Source organism: Streptomyces sp. AC627_RSS907 (genome assembly GCF_019049165.1).
The window spans coordinates 1-734 of record NZ_JAGMUE010000297.1 but is presented as its reverse complement, the minus strand read 5'-3'; the positions used below and the strand labels follow the sequence as shown (position 1 = coordinate 734).

Here is a 734-nt window from a genome sequence, read left to right as displayed (position 1 = left end):
CCTCAAGCGCTTGCGCGAACAGTCGGGCCTCTCACTCCGCGCGCTGGCGGAAAAGCTGCACTACCCGCACTCGTACATCAGCCGCGTCGAACACCATGAACAGCTACCGTCCGAAGCGCTGGCGAACGCGCTGGACGAGTCTTTCTCGACCGGCGGGTTATTCGTTGATCTGCTCACCATCGCCCAGGACTCCATGGTGACCAGGCAAAGTCGCGACTGCTTTCCCCTGGAAGCCAGATCCATTCGCATTCAGGTCATCAGCAGCAACCTGGTACCCGGGTTATTGCAGACCGAGGAGTACGCCAGAGGGGCATTTTCGCTCGGACTCGCGAGGGCGGACTTGCCCGCCCTGGAGGAGATCGTGGCATTCCGACTACGAAGGCAGGAGCTCTTCACACGCGAAGACCCCCCGCAGTACTGGGCCATCATGGATGAGTCGGCCCTGCGGCGGTTGACCGCCGATCCTCGCCTCATGGTCATCCAGCTAGAGCACCTGCTCCGCGTCGCGGCAGAGCCCCACATCAACATCCAGGTCATGCCGTTCAGCGAGCCCTTCCATCCAGTGATGGGCGGCAGTCTCACCCTGCTGACGCTGGAGAACGGAACGACAACGGCCCTGCTGGAAAGCTTCGCCTCTGGCGAGGTAATTTCCGCTCCACGAAAAGTCGTTGACCACTTGCACAGGTTCAATGTGGCCTGTGCGCAGGCTCTGACACCGGCCGACTCACTCGACC

The 734-nt window shown here is 61.7% G+C and carries 1 protein-coding gene; it reads left to right on the top strand.

Annotated elements, in window-relative coordinates:
- On the top strand, positions 1-734 hold a 734-nt coding region (locus KUM32_RS35375), incomplete at both ends, for a helix-turn-helix transcriptional regulator (RefSeq protein WP_217146030.1).